At 67.2% G+C, this 15,951-nt stretch carries 16 protein-coding genes; 6 read left to right on the top strand and 10 right to left on the bottom strand.

All coding sequences use genetic code 11. The features are described from left to right. Positions 1-42: 42 nt before the first annotated feature. A complete protein-coding gene (locus FOB47_RS26310) occupies positions 43-171 on the bottom strand; it encodes a hypothetical protein (RefSeq protein ID WP_254916311.1) in 129 nt (42 codons plus the stop codon). On the opposite strand from FOB47_RS26310, the gene parA reads away from it, so the two are divergent. From parA to FOB47_RS22590, 5 genes are all read left to right on the top strand, one after another. Beyond that, on the top strand, positions 170-808 hold the full coding sequence (parA, locus tag FOB47_RS22610) for a ParA family partition ATPase (RefSeq protein ID WP_043549470.1): 639 nt from the start codon (positions 170-172) through the stop codon (positions 806-808). The genes FOB47_RS26310 and parA overlap by 2 nt on opposite strands. Then, complete coding sequence (locus FOB47_RS22605) at positions 805-1,089, top strand: hypothetical protein (RefSeq protein WP_009523273.1); 285 nt, start codon at positions 805-807, stop codon at positions 1,087-1,089. The genes parA and FOB47_RS22605 overlap by 4 nt, the downstream gene beginning before the upstream one ends. Then, positions 1,086-1,619, top strand: a complete 534-nt coding sequence (locus FOB47_RS22600) for a DUF2840 domain-containing protein (RefSeq protein WP_043549469.1) — start codon at positions 1,086-1,088, stop codon at positions 1,617-1,619. Before FOB47_RS22605 ends, FOB47_RS22600 begins: the two co-directional genes overlap by 4 nt. Further along, positions 1,616-2,203 carry a S26 family signal peptidase gene (locus tag FOB47_RS22595; RefSeq protein WP_043549468.1) on the top strand — a complete coding sequence of 196 codons (588 nt, stop codon included), beginning with the start codon at positions 1,616-1,618 and terminating at the stop codon, positions 2,201-2,203. Before FOB47_RS22600 ends, FOB47_RS22595 begins: the two co-directional genes overlap by 4 nt. A gap of 448 nt (positions 2,204-2,651) precedes the next feature. Next, complete coding sequence (locus FOB47_RS22590; protein ID WP_019396546.1) at positions 2,652-4,646, top strand: relaxase/mobilization nuclease domain-containing protein; 1,995 nt, start codon at positions 2,652-2,654, stop codon at positions 4,644-4,646. 6 nt (positions 4,647-4,652) lie between these two features. Here FOB47_RS22590 and FOB47_RS22585 read toward each other — a convergent pair whose 3' ends face one another. The 9 genes from FOB47_RS22585 to FOB47_RS22545 all read right to left on the bottom strand — a co-directional run bounded on the left by FOB47_RS22585 (position 4,653) and on the right by FOB47_RS22545 (position 15,464). Then, positions 4,653-4,919 (bottom strand): glutaredoxin family protein, encoded by a 267-nt coding sequence (locus FOB47_RS22585; protein ID WP_008786730.1) that lies wholly within the window; start codon positions 4,917-4,919, stop codon positions 4,653-4,655. A gap of 10 nt (positions 4,920-4,929) precedes the next feature. Further along, on the bottom strand, positions 4,930-5,628 hold the full coding sequence (gene copM, locus FOB47_RS22580; protein WP_008786731.1) for a CopM family metallochaperone: 699 nt from the start codon (positions 5,626-5,628) through the stop codon (positions 4,930-4,932). Positions 5,629-5,852: 224 nt separating this feature from the next. Then, positions 5,853-7,049 carry an MFS transporter gene (locus FOB47_RS22575; RefSeq protein ID WP_008786732.1) on the bottom strand — a complete coding sequence of 399 codons (1,197 nt, stop codon included), beginning with the start codon at positions 7,047-7,049 and terminating at the stop codon, positions 5,853-5,855. Positions 7,050-7,140: 91 nt separating this feature from the next. Next, entirely contained in the window at positions 7,141-7,533 is a 393-nt protein-coding gene (locus tag FOB47_RS22570) for a MerR family transcriptional regulator (protein ID WP_019396549.1), read from the bottom strand. Between the two features lie 50 nt (positions 7,534-7,583). After that, on the bottom strand, positions 7,584-9,089 hold the full coding sequence (locus FOB47_RS22565; protein ID WP_008786734.1) for an efflux transporter outer membrane subunit: 1,506 nt from the start codon (positions 9,087-9,089) through the stop codon (positions 7,584-7,586). A gap of 20 nt (positions 9,090-9,109) precedes the next feature. Beyond that, on the bottom strand, positions 9,110-12,286 hold the full coding sequence (locus FOB47_RS22560; protein ID WP_008786735.1) for an efflux RND transporter permease subunit: 3,177 nt from the start codon (positions 12,284-12,286) through the stop codon (positions 9,110-9,112). Further along, positions 12,283-13,521, bottom strand: coding sequence for an efflux RND transporter periplasmic adaptor subunit (locus FOB47_RS22555; RefSeq protein ID WP_008786736.1), 1,239 nt, complete (start codon positions 13,519-13,521; stop codon positions 12,283-12,285). The genes FOB47_RS22560 and FOB47_RS22555 overlap by 4 nt, the downstream gene beginning before the upstream one ends. A gap of 424 nt (positions 13,522-13,945) precedes the next feature. Next, entirely contained in the window at positions 13,946-14,323 is a 378-nt protein-coding gene (locus FOB47_RS22550; RefSeq protein ID WP_008786737.1) for an ArsR/SmtB family transcription factor, read from the bottom strand. Between the two features lie 43 nt (positions 14,324-14,366). Next, positions 14,367-15,464: a cation diffusion facilitator family transporter gene (locus tag FOB47_RS22545; RefSeq protein ID WP_174782160.1), complete on the bottom strand. Its 1,098-nt coding sequence runs from the start codon at positions 15,462-15,464 to the stop codon at positions 14,367-14,369. Positions 15,465-15,688: 224 nt separating this feature from the next. On the opposite strand from FOB47_RS22545, the gene FOB47_RS22540 reads away from it, so the two are divergent. Continuing rightward, a complete protein-coding gene (locus FOB47_RS22540; protein WP_019396551.1) occupies positions 15,689-15,946 on the top strand; it encodes a metal-sensing transcriptional repressor in 258 nt (85 codons plus the stop codon). Positions 15,947-15,951: the final 5 nt, after the last annotated feature.

The raw sequence follows: 15,951 nt of genomic DNA, 5'->3' as shown, positions 1-15,951 counted from the left end.
TTTGTGCGCCCTCTAACTTCCCTAACTTAATTTCTCTAACTTTTAGTAGGGAAACGCCGCTGCGGTGGACAACCACCACGCGGCCACAAACGGCAGGCAATACCAGCCAGCAGCCGACAGGTTTTGCAGACCGATCAAAGCAAGGCTTTCCAGCATGGAGGGCCGCGTCATGATCGTCGCTCTGCTCAACCAGAAAGGCGGCGTGGGCAAGACCACGCTCGCCACGCACATCGCCGGCGAGCTGGCGTTGCGCGGCCAGCATGTCGTTCTGCTCGATGCCGACCCGCAGGGTTCATCGCTGGACTGGACACAGCGCAGAAGCCAGCAAGGCTTGCCAAGGCTGTTCAGCGCCGTGGGCCTCGCACGCGAAACGCTGCACCAAGAGGCGCCAGAACTCGCCAGGCGAGCCGATCACGTCATCATCGACGGCCCGCCACGCATCGCGGCACTGGCGCGCTCCGCGCTGCTGGCGGCCGAGCGCGTGCTGATCCCCGTGCAGCCCAGCCCCTACGACCTGTGGGCCAGCGCCGAGATGGTGGCGCTGATCCGCGAGGCGCAGGTGTTTCGGCCTGCGTTGCGTGCGGCCTTCGTCATCAATCGGCGCATCAGTACCACCGTCATCGGGCGCGAAGCGCGCCAGGCGCTGGCCGACCAACCGCTTCCTGCGCTGCGCTCGGAAGTGCATCAACGCATCGTGTTCGCCGACAGCGTGGCCGCTGGCCGGCTGGCACGCGAGACGGCGCCGGACAGCGCCGCCACGCGTGAAATCACCGCCCTGGTGGACGAACTGCTGCGGTGGCCGACATGACAGCGAAGCCGCCACCAAACAGCAAACGCACGGTAAAGCGCGTCGGCATCGGCGCGCGTCCGCCCGCGAATCCGCACGCCGAGGCGTGGATTCGCCAAGGCGACGCCGATGCGCTGGGCAAGGGCGACCTCTACACCGCCCGCCTGACCCTCGACATCACGCCCGCCATGCGCGCGCGCATCAAGGTGTCTGCCTTCACGCAAGGCGTGACCGTGGCCGACCTGCTGCGCGGCCTGTTGGAGCGGGAGTTTCCAGAGCATCGCAGGGAGAACACCCCATGACCGCATCCGCTTCGCCTGCCGCTGGCGCGGCTACGGCTGCGCTCGCAGTACCTTCCGGCCAGCCTGCCAGCGCGCCGTTGACGCGCGTGGCACTGGCCTACATCGAACCGCGCTTCAAACTCTACCTGCGCTTCGGCGAACCTGCGCGCACGCACCAGCTCGACCGCTGGCGGCGCTGCGCGGTGTTCCTGCCGGGCGCCATGTTGTGCCGCATCCGCTGGCAGGCCAACGACTACGGCACGATTCGCTGGCAGCTCATGGTGATGCAGGCTTGCACGCCGCTCGATGCGGCGCAGCGCATTACCGGCGTGCAGCCGGGCGCGCGCCTGCTGCTGCACGCTGAGGGCGAAAATCAGGTGCGCGCCGTGCTGGAGCGCATCGACGCCATCGAGGCGCTGGGCATCGCGCCTGTTGGCGCCTCTCCCGTGTACTGGCACACGCTCGCCAACCGGCTCGCTGCGCGCCTGCCGCTGCCCGAATACACCGCCGAGCGGCACGCCGCATGGCTCATCGGGAGCGCGCTGCCATGAACGCCGTTTCGACTACCGGCACCGCCCCACGTCCTCGCTCGCGCCTGCGCGCTCGCATCGTGCTGGCGGGCCTGTCCGCCTGCGGCCTCGCTGCGTTGGCCTGGGCGTCCTTTGTGCATCCGCTGCCGCGCCTGATCTACAACCCGTCCGACAGCGTGGCGGTCGGCTGGTATCGCGTCGATCCGCAGGGCCACGGCACCGACTCGCTGCCACGTCCTTTGTCCGTGGACAGCATCGTCCTGACCACGCTGCCGCCAGATGCCGCTGCGCTGGCCGCGCAGCGCGGCTATCTGCCGGCGCGCGTGCCGCTGCTGAAGCGCGTGGGCGCCGTCGCGCCGCAGGAAGTGTGCATCGCTGGCGGCATTGTCCGCATCGACGGCGTGCCTTCGGCCGCCGTGCTGCCTGCTGACCGCTGGGGCCGGTCGCTGCCATCCTGGCAGCAATGCCGCCGTCTCGAACCCGGCGAACTGTTCCTCTTGAGTGTGACCAACCCGGCGTCGTTCGACAGCCGGTATTTCGGGCCGGTCAGCACATCCGCCGTGATCGGGGTCGCGCATCCGGTCTGGCTGGAGTTCCGCCCATGATGGCCGCCGATTCGCTGCACGTCGCCGTGCATCTCATCGTGCCATCGGGCGTGTCGTTCTGCTGGCCGTCGCCGTGTCGTCGCGCGTGCAGTGCGGGTGCAGTCGCACCGCACTTCGCGCTGCCTCCGGCGCAGCCGTCCACCGTGCAGGCGTCTTGCCTCGAACGCGCCCGGCCTATGGCCGTCGCCGCGTTCGCCGGCGCGCTGGCTGCTCACGCAGCAGCGCCGCCGGGCCGCCGCTGCCCGGAGCGACAGCGAGGGGCAAAGGCGGAAGGCAAGACAAAAGGACGCGGCACCGGGCCGCGTCGAAAGCCAGTCTGCACATGGGGGTGGCGCGGCACGGAGCGGCTTTGCCGCCGTGCCGCGTTCGGCGCGAAGGTCGCGCCAATGCAGGCATGTCCGCGTGCTTCGCACGACAGGACACGCCAGAGCTTGCAGGGAGCGCAGCCATGACCGACCGCCGCGACGACGATTTCCGCGTGCGCCCCAGCGCCCCGAAGAACCGGGGCAAGGGCCAGGGGCAGAGCTTCGTTTCCAAGGTGCTCAAACAGGCGGGCAAAGCCAGCAGCGGCAAGTCCACGGTGCGCCGTCCGGCATCGGCGAGTGGCACCGGCCAGCGGCCCGGCTCGCGCCTGGGGCGCGGCCACACGGCAGCACGCTTCGCCGGGGCGAAGCTGACGCCTATGTCGCGGCGCGCGACCATCAAGACGCTGCTGGTGAACCACCAGCGGGCCAGCCCGCAGTCGCTCGCCAAGCACCTGCGCTACATCGAGCGCGACGGCGTGGGCCGCGACGGCGAGCCGGGCCAAGCCTACGGGCCGCAGACAGACGTGGCCGATCTCGACGCCTTCAAGGAACGCTGCGCCGACGACCGGCACCATTTCCGCTTCATCCTCTCGCCCGAGGATGGCGCGGAGCTGGAAGACCTGCGCACCTACACGCGGCACCTCATGGGCCGCATGGAGGCCGACCTGGGTACGGGCCTCGATTGGGTGGCCGTGAACCACTGGAACACCGACAACCCGCACACGCACATCGTCGTGCGCGGGCGCGACGACACCGGCAAAGACCTCATCATCGCGGGCGACTACATCGCCGATGGCTTCCGCTATCGCGCCGCCGAGCTGGCGACCGAATGGCTGGGGCCGCGCACCGAACTGGAGATCCAGCAGACCTTGCAGCGTGAGGTGGAGCAAGAGCGGTGGACGAGCCTGGATCGCACCCTCAAGCGTGAGATAGGCGAGGCCGGCGGCGATGGCCTGGTGCGCGTCGAAAGGTTCAACGCCCCCCGCTTGCAGCGCCAACGCCTGATGCTAATCGGCCGCCTGCAACACTTGCAGCGCCTGGGCCTGGCCGACGAGACGCAGCCCGGCACCTGGGCCATCCATGCCGATGCGGAAAAGACATTGCGCGCGCTGGGCGAGCGCGGCGACATCATCCGCACCGTGCAGCGGGCCATGCGCGGCGAGCCGCGCGAGCTGGCCGTGTTCGAGCCGGGGGACGATGGCCGAACCATCCTCGGCCGTGTGGCCGCGAAGGGGCTGGCCGACGAGCTGCGCGACCGGGGCTATCTGGTCATCGACGGGGTGGACGGCAAGGCCCATTACGTCGCGCTCAACGCCCGCGACGAGCTGGCGAACTACCCGAGCGGCGCCGTGGTGGAGGTGAAAGGCTCGGCCGACGTGCGCGCAGCCGACAAGAACATCGCCGCGCTGGCGAGCGATGGCCTGTACCGCACTGACCATCACCTGGCGATCGGGCAGGGCCGGGCCAAGGCCGGACGCGACCCGCAAGAAGTCGTCGCCGCCCACATCCGCCGGCTGGAGGCCCTGCGTCGGGCCGGCATTGTGGAGCGCGTTGCCGAAGGGCTATGGAAGGTGCCGGACGACCTGGCCGAGCGTGGCCGCCAGTACGACGCGCAGCGCCTGGGCGGCGTGGCCGTGGAGCTGAAATCGCACTTGCCCATCGAGCGGCAGGCCCGCGTGATCGGGGCCACGTGGCTCGACCAGCAGTTGATCGGCGGCGGCTCGGGCCTGGGCGACCTGGGCTTTGGTGGCGAGGCCAAACAGGCCATGCAACAGCGCGCCGACTTCCTGGCCGAACAGGGGCTGGCCGAGCGGCGCGGGCAGCGCGTGATCCTGGCGCGCAACCTGCTGGGCACACTGCGCAACCGGGAACTGGCACAGGCCGCGAAGGGCATTGCCGCTGAAACCGGCCTGGAGCATCGCCCGGTGGCCGACGGGCAGCGCGTGGCTGGCATCTACCGGCGCAGCGTCATGCTCGCCAGCGGGCGCTACGCGATGCTGGACGACGGCATGGGATTCAGCTTGGTGCCGTGGCGGCCGGTGATCGAGCAGCGGCTGGGGCAGCATATCGCCGCCGTGGTGCGCGGTGGCGGCGTATCTTGGGAGCTTGGACGGCAGCGCGGGCCAAGTATTTCTTGAGACCCTTCATCTACTTGTCGAACGGCCGAGCGCCTTCATCAGCCCCGGCTTCTGGCTCGCAAAGGTGCCATAGAAGACCTCATTACCGATGAGCGTGATCGGAGCCACGCGCACGCCGGTTCGTGACTTGGCTTCCGCAGAAATCTTCGGGTCGGTCAGGTCGCGTTCTTCAAACACGATGCTCTGCTGGGACAGCCACTCCTTCAGCACCCGACAGTCCGGGCAGGCTGGAGTGCTATAGATGATGATGCGCGGGGTGCTGGCTTGGTTCATGGTCGTGCCTTCACTTTCCCCGAGCGGCAAGCCAGCTCTTCATCATGGCGATCTCTCCTTCCTGCGCAGAGATAACCTCCTGAGCCAACTCGCGGACCTCCGGGTCCTTGCCGTACTGCAACGCCACCTTGGCCATGTCGATCGCGCCCTGGTGATGCGGGATCATGCCGCGCATAAAGTCCACATCGGCATCGCCGCTGAAGTCAATCATCATGTCGGCGTGCATGCGGTCATTGCCGGCACGGTAGGCGGTCGTCGAGGCGTCGCCCGAGCTGCCGGTCGCCGCCTGTTGGCCGCGTTCTCCAAGCCACTTATTCATCATGGCGATCTCGCCTTCCTGCGCAGAGATAACCTCCTCAGCCAACTTGCGGACCTCCGGGTCCTTGCCGTACTGCAACGCCACCTTGGCCATGTCGATCGCGCCCTGGTGGTGCGGGATCATGCCGCGCATGAAATCGACGTCGGCGTTGCCAGTGAACTGCGCTCCCATCCCCGCGTGCATCTGGTCGTTCACGGCGCGATACGCGGTCGTGGAAGGGCTGTCATTGGCCGAGGCGCTGGAGGGCATCGCGTGCCCTTGGTGATCTCCGCTCGCATTGGCCTGCATCACTTCACCCGACGGGACCACCTTCTTCTGAACGGCCATCAGGCCGATGGCGACCACGACGGCGCCCGCAATGAACAACAGGCTGAACTTGTTGACTCTCATGAAAAACTCCTTGAATGAGATTGATGGAGTCACTGTAGGGCTTCCCATTGTTGGAAGGTCAAGCCCCTCATTTCGCCGTTGATGCCGATGAAGACCCTCGGCGCAAGATCCAGTCCTTCACTTCCGCCGCCTACGACAACGCGCTGTCGAAGCTGCAGCGGTGGAAGCAGGTGATGTAGCGCCTGAGGCGACCGCTAGATGGAACACCTCCCGCATCGGCCCGATCAGCCCGGACCTAGCCGCACCGGCTTTCGCGCGGTCTGCCACAGCAGCGGCACCAAGATCAGCGCCAGGGCCGGGAAGATCATCCAGTTGACCGCCTGCCAGCCCGAGCTGTGCAGGATCGATCCCGCGAGGAACGACACGGCCGCCGTGGCGGCGAAGACGAAGAAATCGTTCATGCCCTGCGCCTTGCTGCGCTCGGCCGGGGTGTGGCAATCGGTGACCACCGCCGTCGCGCCGATGAAGCTGAAGTTCCAGCCGATGCCCAGCAGCGCCAGCGAGCCCCAGAAGTGGGACAGGCCGAGCCCGCCCAGGGCCACCACCCCGGAGGCGGCGAGCAGCACCATGCCCACGGCGGTCACGCGCTCCTTGCCGTAGCGCACCATCAGCCGCCCAGTGAAGAAGCTCGGCCCGAACATCGCCAGCAGGTGCCACTGGATGCCCAGGGCGGCGTTGTCCACCGAATGCCCGTGGTTGACCATCGCCACCGGCGCGGCGGTCATCACGAACGCCATCACCCCATAGGACACCACGCCCGCGGCCACGGCCAGCGCGTAGCGCGGCATCGCCAGGAGCTGCAGCACCGTGCGGCCGCTGTCGGCGGCGGCTTCGGCCGGGGTCTGGCGCGGCGTGCGCAGCATCAGCAAGATCGGCAGGGCGATCAGCGGCAGCAGCGCCTGGCTGAGGAAGCTGCCGACGTAGGGCGTGCCCGCTACCGCGTCGCGCGTGAAGATCACCAACTGCGGCCCGATGATGGCACCCGCGAGACCCCCCACCATCACCCAGGAAATCGCCTTGGCCTTGAGCGCGTCCTCGGCGGTGTCGGCGGCTGCGAAGCGGTAGCTCTGCACATACGCGCCGTAGAAGCCCGCCAGGAAGGTGCCGGCGCAGAAGATCCAGAACGAGGCCAGCATGATGCCCAGCGCGGCGATCAGGCCCGAGGCCACGCCGAAGCCGACCCCGACCACGTATCCGTTGCGGCGGCCATGGCGCCGCATGATGAACGCCGCAGGCAAGGTGCCGATGGCAAGACCCAGGCCGAACAGGCTCACGGGCAAGGTGATCCAGGCCGAGTCCTTGGCAAGCTGCTGGCCGACCAGCCCGCCCAGCGACATCACGATGGGCGCGCTGGCGCCACCGAGCGCCTGCGCGGCGGTGAGAACGCCGATGTTTCGGCGCGTGATGCTCTGGTCGGTCATGGGCGGTCTTTCTTGTTCGTTTGTCTGGCCGGAAATATTACACGCATGAATATATGTTCAGTTATCCGACCATGATTCGGCCATGCGATGCTCATGAACCGCCGCAACCTGGTCGCTCCTCGCAAATCTCCCGAGCGGCAGAAGGAACAGCCTGCCGTTCCAATGCGAGCAGGTGCTCTTTCACCCGGGTCAGTTGCGCCATGCGTTCCTCGACATAGGCGAGATGGTCCCGGACAGCCTGCGTCAGCAGCTCGGGTTCCGGGGACTCGCGATGCGTCCAGCCCAGCAAGTTGCGCATGTCATCCAGGCCGATGCCCGACGCGCGGTAGTTGCGAATCAGGTAAAGCCGCTCGACATGGGCCGGGCCATAGCGCCGGTAGTTGTTGCGGGACCGCTCGGGAGCGGGCAGCAGGCCCTCCCGTTCGTAGAACCTGATGTTCTCAGGGGGCGTGCCGGTCAAGCGCGCGAGTTCACCAATCCTCATCCAGCTCTCCGCGCGCAGCGATGGGGGACGCCACCGCTGCGCGCCGGCCCTCATCCCGGCGACCGGGCGGACTGCTGCGCCGTGGCGCCCGATTGCACCGTGTGCTCAGTCCAGCCGCCGCCCAGCGCCTTGTACAGATGGATGAGGTTGTTCAGCCGCGTCAGGCGCGTGCGCACCAGGGTCTGCTGCGTGCCGTAATGCGTGCGCTGCGCGTCGAGTACAGTGAGGTTGTCGTCCACGCCCTCCTGGAAGCGCTGCTCGGCCAGCTCGTAGGCCTTCTGGCTGGCCGCCACCAGGAGCTGCTCCGCGCGGATCTGCTCATCGAGCGTGCGCTTGCCCGCCAGGCCGTCGGCCACCTCGGCGAAGGCCGCCTGGATGGACTTCTCGTAGTTGGCGATCTCGATGCGCTTCTGTACGTGCGCCACGTCCAGGTTGGCGCGCAGCGCGCCGCCGCGGAAGATGGGCAGCGTGATCTGCGGCAGGAAGCTCCAGGCCCGCGAGCCCGAATCGAACAGGCCGTCCAGCGAAGCGCTGGCCGTGCCCGCCGAGCCCGTAAGGCTGATCGTCGGGAAGAACGCGGCCCGCGCCGCGCCGATGTTGGCGTTGGCGCCGATCAGCATCTGCTCGGCGGCGCGGATGTCCGGCCGGCGCGCGAGCAGTTCGGACGGCAGGCCGCTCGGCAGGCCGGTCGGCACGATGTCGTCCGGCAGCGCCATGGCCTCGTCAAGCTGCCGGGACAGCTCCGGCGTCAGCGGCTGGCCCAACAGCAGCACCAGCGCGTTGCGGTCCTTGGCCGCCTGCCGTGTGTAGGCGGCATGGTTGGCCTCGGCGGTGCGCAACGCGATCTCTGCGCGGCGCAGGTCGAGCTGCGTGGAGTTGCCCGCTTCCACCAGTTGGGTGGTCAGCCCGTAGGAGCGCTTCTGCGTGGCGAGGGTGTCGCTCGTCAGGCGCAGCAGTTCCTGGTCGGCACGCAGCGTGAGGTAGGCGCTGGCCACCTCGGACACCAGGCTCATCTGCGTGGCGATGCGGGTCTCGTCGAGGGCCAGGTAGGACGCCAGCGCCCGGTCGCTGAGGCTGCGGATGCGGCCCCACAGGTCCAGTTCCCAGGCGGCCGTCACCCCGGCCACGTCGTAGCGCCGGAGCACGTCGCTTTGCCCCGTGGTGCTGAGGTCGGCCGGTACGCGCTCTGACGCGCCGCGGGCGGAAACGCCCAGGTTCGGCAGCATCTCGGCACGCTGGATACGGTACAGCGCCTGAGCCGCCTCCACGTTGAGCGCGGCCTTGCGCATGTCGCGGTTGTTCTCCAGTGAAATGCCGATCAACTGCTGCAGCAGCGGGTCGCGGAAGAAGTCCCGCCAGCCGATCTCGGCCGTGATCGCGTCGTCGGGCGTCGCGGCCGCCGGTTCCACATAGGCCGCGCCCAAGGGATAAGCCGTGTCGATCGGCGCTGCGGGCCGGTCATACTTCGGTGCCATGGAGCAGCCAGTCAACGCCGCCGCGAGGGCGAGCGGCGCCAGCGTCCTGGCGGGTCGTGTGAATGCGAAAGATGTTTTCATGTCGTATGTCCTCCTGGCCGTCATGCGTGCTGGTCGGTCATGCCGACACGGGCATGGCGCGCTTCGCGGCGCAGCGCCAGCTTGCGCACCACGACGTAGAACACCGGCGTCAGCACCAGGCCGAATACCGTCACGCCCAGCATGCCGGCGAACACCGCGATGCCCATGGCGTGGCGCATCTCGGCGCCCGCACCGCTGGCCAGCACCAGCGGCACCACGCCAGCGATGAAGGCGAACGACGTCATCAGGATCGGGCGCAGCCGCAAGCGCGCGGCTTCGAGCACGGCTGCCAGCGGATCGGCCCCTTCGCTTTCCTTCGCGCGGGCGAACTCCACGATCAGGATCGCGTTCTTGGCGGCCAGGCCGATCAGCACCACGAAACCGATCTGCGTGAAGATGTTGTTGTCCCCCCCAGAGAGCCAGACGCCGGCGATCGCCGAGAGCAGCGCCATGGGTGCAATCAGCAGCACAGCGAACGGCAGCGACCAACTGTTGTACTGGGCCGCCAGGAACAGGAAGGCGAGCAGCACCGCCAGCGCGAAGATATAGATAGCAGTATTGCCAACTCGCTTTTCCTGGAAAGTCAGGTCCGTCCATTCGTAGGTCATACCGTCAGGCAGCGATTCGCTCACGATCTTCTCAATCGCGGCGGTGGCCTGGCCGGATGAGTAGCCCGGCGCTGGCCCGCCGCTGATGTCCGCCGAGGGGAAGCCGTTGTAATGCATCACCCGGTCGGGGCCGGAACTGCGCTCGATGGTCGCGAACGCGCTCAGCGGGATCATGTCGCCCGCTGCATTGCGCACCTTGAGCATGCCTATGTCCTCAGCCTGCATGCGGAACTGCGCATCGGCTTGGGCCATTACCCGGTAGGTGCGACCGAAGCGGTTGAAGTCGTTGACGTAGAGCGAGCCAAGGTTGACCTGCAGGGTGTCGAACACCTCGGTCAGCGACACGCCCTGCGACTTGGCCTTCACCCGGTCGATGTCCACCTGCAACTGCGGCGCATTGGTCTGGAAGCTGGCGAGCATGTTCGCCAGCTCGGGCGCCTGCATGGCCTTGCCCATGATCTGGCCCTGTGCTTGTGCAAGCGCCTCGGGACCCAGGCCCGCCCGGTCCTCGATCTGCAGCTTAAAGCCGCCCATAGAACCCAGGCCCGGCACCGGCGGCGGCGGGAAGATGCCGACGAAGCCGTCCGGGATCTGGCTGAACTTGCCCATGAGCTTGCCCTGGATGGCGAAGGCCGACAGCGACGGGTCCTTGCGCTCATCGAAGGGCTTGAGCATGGCGAACATCAGCGCGGTGTTCGGCTGGTTCACCGGTCCATTGACCGACAGGCCCGGGAAGGCCACCACGCTCTCGACGCCCGGCTCAGCCAGTGCGATCTTGGTCATCTCCTTGACGACCGCCTCGGTGCGATCCAGCGAGGCGCCGGTCGGAAGCTGGGCGATGCCCACGAGGTAGTACTTGTCCTGGGCGGGCACGAAGCCCGCAGGCACCTTGTGGAAGCCCAGCCAGGTCAGGCCCAGGAAGCCGACGTAGAGCAGCAGCACGATGGCGCTGCCGCGCACCGCGCGGCGCACGCCCCCGACGTAGGAATTCGAGGCGCGGTCGAAGAAGCGGTTGAAGCGGCGGAAGAAGCCGCCGAACACGCCGTCGATGATGCGCGTGACGCGATCGGGCTTGGCCGCGCCGTGGTGCGGCTTGAGCAGGATGGCGGCCAGCGCTGGCGACAGCGTAAGCGAGTTGATCGCCGACAGGATGGTCGAGAACGCGATGGTTAGCGCGAACTGGCGATAGAACTCGCCCTGCAGCCCCGACAGGAACGCCGAGGGGATGAAGACCGCTGCCAGCACCGAGGTGATGGCCAGGATCGGGCCAGTCACTTCATCCATCGCCTTGCGCGCCGCGTCCTTGGGTGATTCGCCCAGCGCTATGTGGCGCTCCACGTTCTCCACCACCACGATGGCGTCATCCACCACGATGCCGATGGACAGCACCAGTCCGAACAGCGACAGTGTGTTCAGCGAGAAACCGAACATGTGCATCACCGCGAACGTGCCGACCAGCGAGACCGGCACGGCGATCAGCGGGATGATCGACGCGCGCCAGGATTGCAGGAACAGCACCACCACGATCACCACCAGGAAGATGGCCTCCAGCAGCGTGACGGCGACGGACTGGAGCGAGGCGCGCACGAAGACCGTGGGGTCGTAGGCGATCCTATACTCAATGCCGTCGGGGAACTTAGCTTGAAGTCGGTCCATTGCCGCGCGCACCGCGCTAGACACATCCAGCGCGTTCGCGCCCGGGCTCTGGATGATCTGTATCCCCACCGCCGGCTCGCCATTGAGCAGGCTGCGCAAAGAGTAGGAATCGGCCCCCATCGAGATGCGGGCGACATCCCGCAGGCGAGTTACCTGGCCGTCGGCGCCCGTCTTCACGACGATCTCGCCGAATTGCTCCTCGCTCGACAGTCGGCCCAGAGTGTTGACCGTGACCTGGAACGCCGCCGAGGCATCCGGCTGCTGACCAACCGAACCAGCGGCAACCTGTATGTTCTGCTCGCGGATGGCGGCAACCACGTCGCTCGCGATCAGCCCACGAGCAGCGACCTTGGCGGGTTCGAGCCAGACCCGCATCGAATACTCCCCGGCGCCCCAGACTAGGACATCGCCGACGCCTGGCGTACGAGCCAGCTCATCCTTCACATGAAGTGTGGCGTAGTTGGAGACGTACAGCGGATCATATCGACCTCCAGGCGAAAGCAAATGCACCACCATGAGAACGTCCGGCGACGTTTTCTCGGTGACAACACCGATGCGCTGAACTTCAGGCGGTAGGCGCGGCAACGCCCGCGAGACCCGGTTTTGCACCTGGATCTGCGCAATGTCGGCGTTGATATGCTGCTCGAAGGAGACGGTGAGCACCATTTTCCCGTCGGTGGACATCTGAGACTGCATGTACATCATGCCTTCTACGCCGTTGATCGCCTGCTCCAGCGGTGATGCCACGGTATCGGCGATCACTTGCGGGTTGGCACCGGGATAGCTAGCGGTGACCTGCACCGTGGGAGGCGTGACCTGCGGGTATTCGCTCAGCGGCAGCTGGAAGTAGCTGATCGCGCCCGCGATCAGCATCAGCACCGACAGGACGATGGCGAAGATGGGCCGGTTGATGAAGAAGCGGGGGAAATTCATTTGCGGGCCTCCGCCGAGCCGGCCGCGCCGTCAGCCTTGGCGGGGTCCGCGCCGGCGGCCGGTGCCGCGGGCGGCTGCATGGGCACCATGCGCGGCGTGACCGCCATGCCGGGGCGCACGAGGCCCTTGATGATGATCTTCTCACCGGCCTGCAGGCTGCCGTTGATGACGCGCAGCCCGTCCACCACCGGCCCCAGTTCGATGGGCCGGTACTGGGCCTGGTTGTTCTCGCCCACGACCAGCACGTAGTTGCGCCCTTGGTCGGTGCCCACGGCCTGATCGTCGATCAGGACGGCCTCGCGCGCCGCGCCGGTGGACAGCTTGGCCCGGGCGAACATGCCGGGTGCCATGCGCCCATCCGGGTTGGGCACAACGGCGCGCGCGCGGATCGTGCCGGTGCTTCGGTCAATGGTGTTGCCCACGAAGTCGAGCGCGCCCCTGTGCGGGAAACCCTTGTCCGTGGTCAGCCCGACCTGCACGGGCAGCGAGGCCTTGCCGCCGGCGCCCGCAGCGGGCCGCGAGCGGCTCACGACGTTGAGGTACGTGGCTTCGTCGATGTCGAAGTACACGTGCAGCGGGTCGATGGACACGATCGTGGTCAGCAGCGTGGCCGCGCCGGCGACACCGCCGCTGACCAGGTTGCCCTCGGTCACGAGCACGCGGTCAACGCGCCCGGCGATGGGCGCCGTGACGCGGGCGTAGGACAGATCCAGCCGCGCCGCAGCGACGGCGGCCTTGGCCGCTTGCACCTGGGCCTGGCGCGCACTGCGCGCGGAGACGGCATCGTCGTAGGTCTTGCGCGCGACAGCGCCGGTCGCCACCAGGCGCTCGGCGCGGTCGAAGTCGGCCTGGGCCTGACTGGCCAGCACCTCGGCCTGTTGCAGTTGCGCCGCAGCCGTGTCGAGCGTGACCTGGAACGGTCGGGGGTCGATCTGGAACAGCAGTTGTCCCTTGCGCACCAGGCTGCCCTCGGGGACGCTCACAGCATCGACGGCGCCGCCGACCCGCGAGCGCAGCTCGACGGTCTTGGGCGCGGCCAGGAAGCCGGTGTACTCGGCCGATGGCGCGACCGTGCGGGTGATGACCTCGGCCACGGGCACCTGCGGCGCCATCGGCGCGCCCGCCGGGGGCGCCGCGGCCTTGCCCTCGTCCTTGGCGTCGCGGGCGGCAATCGCTATGCCCCCGACGGCTGCGATGACGCCTGCCACCACAACGATTCTGATTTTTTTACGCATGGAAGTGCCCCTTTCTTGGATGCAGGACTCCGGCCCTTCCGAAGCGCTCTGCAGAAATTTGTGTGGAGGCTAGGCGTTACAACGAAGGCAAGGTCAAGCCCTTTGGGTTGCCCTAGCGGGCAGGCTGCATGGACAAGGTGGTGGGAAAACCCCGCGTCGTCGCTGTGGCCACTCCGACATCCAGCTCACGAGTGCCGTTGTGCGGTTGAACCGGTCGGTCTTGTGGGTGATTGCGAGCGCGGGAGGCTCAGGCGTCCAAGCTGCCGCCGCCCATTGCTGTGCCTGCGCGGCATCCCGGCGCCCAGGCAGGGCCCGCGATTCAGGGTGTTGCGCCCAGGCCGCATCGAGGACGTCCTTGAGGCTAACCGGCGGCGTGGGTACCGGCGCCTCGCAACCTGCCATTCGCCTGGGTGCTTGGGCCTGGTCAGTCGTCGGCTTTGTCCTCGGAAATGTGGACCGCCATGTCCTGCAGCACCTGGCTGACGTGCTGGTCCGCGATGCTGTAGAAGATGTGCTTGGCTTGGCGTTCGCCGCGCACGAGGCGCGCACCGCGCAGCAGCCGCAGGTGATGGCTGACCAGAGACTGCGACAGGTCGAGCGCTTCGGCGATGTCCCCCACGGCGACCGAGCCATGCATGCACTGCAGCAGGATCTTCAATCGCGATTGGTCGCCCAGCAGGCGGAAGGTCTCGGCCAGAACAGCGACGTCACTTTGCGACATTGCGAGGGCATCGGTCGCCGCGTCGTGGCTGGTGGTCGAGCATTGCGCGGTGTCGGCGCTGGTGGTTTTGCGGGACGTCATGGATGCAAATCCTCAAGTGGAGTGCGAGCCGGCTCGCGCGGCCTCAATGCCTGTGACCAGGAGCGGAATGGTCGTGGTCATGGCCGTGGCTGTGCCCGCCGCCATGCTTGTGATTGCCATGATCATGGCCGCTGTGGTCGTGCCCGCTGTGGTCATGACCGCTGTGATCGTGGCCGCTGTGGTCCTGACGCTCCGACGTGGGCTGCAAGCTGCAGACGTTCTCGTCGGTGCCCGAGTTCCAGTCGATCCCGACCGTGGCGTGTTCGATGCTGAATTGCTCTCGAAGCACCGCTTCGACGCGCTTGACCACGGCGCGTGCTTCCTCGTCCACGTTGGGGCGAACGTGCAGCGTGGCCATCGTGCGCCCGGAGGTGAGCTGCCACACGTGAACGTGGCTGACGGCCGCCAGGCCCGGCACGGCGCCCATCAGGCCTTGCTCCACCTTCTCCGGCGAAGCATCCTCCGGCGCGCCTTCCAGCAGGATGTGGATCGACTTGGCGAGCAGCTTCCATGCGCTGCGCAGGATCAGCGCCGCGACCAGGACCGACAGGATGGGATCGATCGGCGTCCAGCCCGTGAGGTAGATGACGATCGCAGCGACGATGGCGCCGACCGAGCCGAGCAGGTCGCCCATCACGTGCAGGATGGCCCCCTTCACGTTGACGTGATCGGTCTCTCCGCGGGTCATGATCCACAGCACGAGCACGTTCACCAGCAGGCCGAGCACGGCGACGATCATCATCGGGCCGGCCAGGATCACGGGCGACGCCTGCAGCCGCTCCCACGCCTCGTAGGCGATCCAAGCGACGATCGCGAACAGGGTCACGGCGTTCAGGAAACCGGCGATGACCTCGAAGCGCAGGTAGCCGAAGGTGCGCTTGCTGTCGGCCGCGCGGCGGCCGAACCGGAATGCTGCGTAGGCCAGTGCGAGCGCCGCGGCGTCGGTCAGCATGTGGCCCGCGTCGGCCAGCAAGGCCAGCGAGCCCGACAGCACGCCTCCGACGGCCTCCACGACCATGAAGCCGAAGATCAGGAAAAAGGACAGCAGGACCTTGCGCTCGTTGGCGCTGGTCACGGTCGGGGTGTGGTCATGATCATGGTCGTGATCGTGACCATGGTCATGTGCGTGGGATTGGGACATGGGGCCTCGGGAAACTGGGTCTTTGACTGTGGCTCAAAATATAACACATGAACATGTTTTCATGTGAATTGTTGTACACATTTGTGTTCGCGTCTCACCACGGCCGGGATGCCGCTCCGGGCAATTGCCTTAGCCTGGCTCGGCGACCATTCCCCCCGCCTGGCAAGCAGCCGTTGATCTAACATCCAGTGGCAGTATCCCCCCTGGGGGGATATGATTTCAGCATGGAAGACATGCATAAGCACACCACCCATCCCGACCTGGTGAAGCGGCTCAAGCGCGCCGAGGGGCATCTGCGGCACGTCATCGGGATGATCGAAGGGGGAGAAACCTGCCTCGACATCGCCCGCCAGCTCGCGGCGGTGGAAAGCGCGGTGACGGCGGCCAAGCGCGTCCTGATCCACGACCACATCGACCACTGCCTGTCCCATGACGAGGACTCCGTTCTGACCGAAATGAAGGCGCTGACCAAACTGCTCTGAGGCCG

The sequence above is a fragment of the Cupriavidus gilardii genome, from assembly GCF_013347325.1.
In the GTDB taxonomy this organism is placed as follows: domain Bacteria; phylum Pseudomonadota; class Gammaproteobacteria; order Burkholderiales; family Burkholderiaceae; genus Cupriavidus; species Cupriavidus gilardii.
Note: the sequence above shows the minus strand (reverse complement) of the source record. Positions and strands in the feature narration are given on the sequence as shown.

Coding starts and splice junctions, on each gene's coding strand:
- FOB47_RS22540 (WP_019396551.1), top strand. CDS start 15,689: ATGGAAGACATGCATAAGCACACCACCCATCCCGACCTGGTGAAGCGG.
- FOB47_RS22550 (WP_008786737.1), bottom strand. CDS start 14,323: ATGACGTCCCGCAAAACCACCAGCGCCGACACCGCGCAATGCTCGACC.
- FOB47_RS26310 (WP_254916311.1), bottom strand. CDS start 171: ATGACGCGGCCCTCCATGCTGGAAAGCCTTGCTTTGATCGGTCTGCAA.
- FOB47_RS22545 (WP_174782160.1), bottom strand. CDS start 15,464: ATGTCCCAATCCCACGCACATGACCATGGTCACGATCACGACCATGAT.
- FOB47_RS22555 (WP_008786736.1), bottom strand. CDS start 13,521: ATGCGTAAAAAAATCAGAATCGTTGTGGTGGCAGGCGTCATCGCAGCC.
- FOB47_RS22585 (WP_008786730.1), bottom strand. CDS start 4,919: ATGAACCAAGCCAGCACCCCGCGCATCATCATCTATAGCACTCCAGCC.
- FOB47_RS22590 (WP_019396546.1), top strand. CDS start 2,652: ATGACCGACCGCCGCGACGACGATTTCCGCGTGCGCCCCAGCGCCCCG.
- FOB47_RS22600 (WP_043549469.1), top strand. CDS start 1,086: ATGACCGCATCCGCTTCGCCTGCCGCTGGCGCGGCTACGGCTGCGCTC.
- FOB47_RS22605 (WP_009523273.1), top strand. CDS start 805: ATGACAGCGAAGCCGCCACCAAACAGCAAACGCACGGTAAAGCGCGTC.
- FOB47_RS22575 (WP_008786732.1), bottom strand. CDS start 7,049: ATGACCGACCAGAGCATCACGCGCCGAAACATCGGCGTTCTCACCGCC.
- FOB47_RS22565 (WP_008786734.1), bottom strand. CDS start 9,089: ATGAAAACATCTTTCGCATTCACACGACCCGCCAGGACGCTGGCGCCG.
- FOB47_RS22595 (WP_043549468.1), top strand. CDS start 1,616: ATGAACGCCGTTTCGACTACCGGCACCGCCCCACGTCCTCGCTCGCGC.
- copM (WP_008786731.1), bottom strand. CDS start 5,628: ATGAGAGTCAACAAGTTCAGCCTGTTGTTCATTGCGGGCGCCGTCGTG.
- FOB47_RS22560 (WP_008786735.1), bottom strand. CDS start 12,286: ATGAATTTCCCCCGCTTCTTCATCAACCGGCCCATCTTCGCCATCGTC.
- parA (WP_043549470.1), top strand. CDS start 170: ATGATCGTCGCTCTGCTCAACCAGAAAGGCGGCGTGGGCAAGACCACG.
- FOB47_RS22570 (WP_019396549.1), bottom strand. CDS start 7,533: ATGAGGATTGGTGAACTCGCGCGCTTGACCGGCACGCCCCCTGAGAAC.